2 protein-coding genes are annotated in these 2,159 nt (G+C 60.2%); both read left to right on the forward strand.

The window, feature by feature from the left end:
- Positions 1–200: 200 nt before the first annotated feature.
- Complete coding sequence (istA, locus tag ABL922_RS14645) at positions 201–1,715, forward strand: IS21 family transposase (RefSeq protein WP_349024944.1); 1,515 nt, start codon at positions 201–203, stop codon at positions 1,713–1,715.
- Positions 1,712–2,159, forward strand: a 448-nt coding sequence (locus ABL922_RS14650; protein ID WP_349024945.1) for an ATP-binding protein, incomplete at its 3' end; no start/stop codon positions are given. The genes istA and ABL922_RS14650, both read left to right, overlap by 4 nt.

Here is a 2,159-nt window from a genome sequence, read left to right on the forward strand (position 1 = left end):
GCATTACGCAAGCGGGTGCTGGCTGACCATGATGATCTGACCCTGACCAAGCTCTACAATGTGCTGGAGGCGCTGAAGGCTGGCCGGGTGTTGATTACCGCTGAGAGTTGACCCGGGAGGGATATAAATTTCCGTCGAGAACTGACCCATGTTTGAACCACCTCTGGACGCAGGTTTGGAGGCAACATGGAGTGATCTACATGGCATTATTGAGTGTAATCCGGCGCTGGCATTTTCGTGAAGGGATGGCGATCCGCGAGATTGAACGGCGTACAGGCTTGTCTCGGAACACGATCCGCAAGTATTTGCGTGAGCACACGGTCGAGCCGAAGTTCAAGGTTCCTGACCGACCCAGCAAGCTGGACCCGTTTGCCGAGAAGCTGACCGGGTGGCTGCGGATAGACGCGACCAAGTCCCGCAAGCAGAAGCGGTCTGCCAAGCAGATGCATGCGGACCTGGTGTCCCTTGGCTTTGACGGTGGTTATGGCCGTGTCGCAGCGTTCGTGCGGGCATGGAAGACGGACAGGCAACGGGACGCCCAGACCAGCGAACGCGGTACATTCGTGCCGCTGGTGTTTGCGCCAGGAGAGGCGTTCCAGTTCGACTGGAGCGAGGACTGGGCGATCATTGCGGGCAAGCAGACCAAGCTGCAGGTTGCGCATACCAAGTTGTCACACAGCCGGGCCTTCACCGTTCGGGCATACATGCTCCAGACCCACGAGATGCTGTTCGATGCGCTGACCCAAGCCTTCCGTGTACTGGGTGGTGTGCCCCAGCGCGGGATCTTCGATAACATGAAGACCGCAGTTGATCGGATCGGTTCAGGCAAAGCGCGGCAGATAAATGCGCGCTTCGCGGCGATGGCTAGTCATTACCTGTTCGAGCCGGAGTTTTGTAACCCTGCATCGGGTTGGGAGAAGGGGCAGGTTGAGAAGAACGTGCAGGATGCGCGCCGCCGCTTGTGGCAGCCGATGCCCAGCTTCCCCGATCTCGAGACGCTCAATGCATGGCTTGAGGTGCAGTGCATAATGCAATGGAGCCATATCCAGCACGGCAGCTTGTTCGGCACTGTTGCCGATGTCCACGCCGAAGAGGTTACCAGTCTGATGCCGCTAGGCCGTCCCTTTGACGGCTTTGTCGAGCACACCAAGCGGGTATCTCCCACCTGCCTGGTGACGTTCGAACGCAACCGCTACTCTGTGCCGGCATCCTTTGCCAACCGGCCTGTGTCCTTACGGATTTACCCGGACCGGATCGTCATTGCCGCCGAGGGACGGGTCTTGTGCGAGCATGGCCGGATCATTGCGCGATCGCATCATCTGCCGGGAAGGATCGTCTATGACTGGCGACACTATCTGGCAGTAATCCAGCGCAAGCCCGGTGCATTACGCAACGGCGCGCCGTTCATCGAGATGCCCGATGCGTTCCGCCAGTTGCAAGGCCATCTTCTCAAGCGTGTCGGTGGTGACCGTGAGATGGTCGAGATATTATCGCTGGTCCTCCAACATGACGAACAGGCGGTGTTGTGCGCCGTCGAGCTCGCGCTGGAGGGAGGCGTGCCGACCAAGACGCACGTTCTCAACATCCTGCACCGGCTGACCGACGGCAAAGCGCCGCCGGTTGCACCGATCGACGCGCCGCAGGCCCTGCGTCTTACACAGGAGCCGCGTGCCGATGTCGGCCGCTACGATAACCTGCGGGAGCTGCGCGCATGAGCGGTCTTGGGCGTCATGATCCGGCAAGCGCTGCCGTCGAGGTCATGTTACGCGGCCTCAAGATGTATGGCATGGCTCAGGCTGTCGGGGAGCTGATCGAACAGGGAGCGCCCGCGTTCAAGGCCGCCGTGCCGATCCTCTCCCAGCTGCTCAAGGCAGAGATGTCCGAACGCGAGGTCCGGTCTATCGCTTACCAGATCAAGGCGGCCCGGTTCCCGGCTTACAAGGATCTGGCCGGGTTCGACTTTGCATCCAGCGAGGTAAATGAGGCATTAGTACGCCAACTCCATCGCGGCGAGTTTATCGATGGCGCGCATAATGTCGTGGCCTTGGGCGGCCCCGGCACGGGTAAAACGCACATCGCAACAGCTCTGGGCATCCAGGCGGTCGAGCATCACCGCAAAAAGGTGCGGTTCTTCTCCACGGTCGATCTGGTCAACGCGC

The organism is Sphingorhabdus sp., assembly GCF_040079335.1.
Lineage (GTDB): Bacteria > Pseudomonadota > Alphaproteobacteria > Sphingomonadales > Sphingomonadaceae > Sphingorhabdus_B.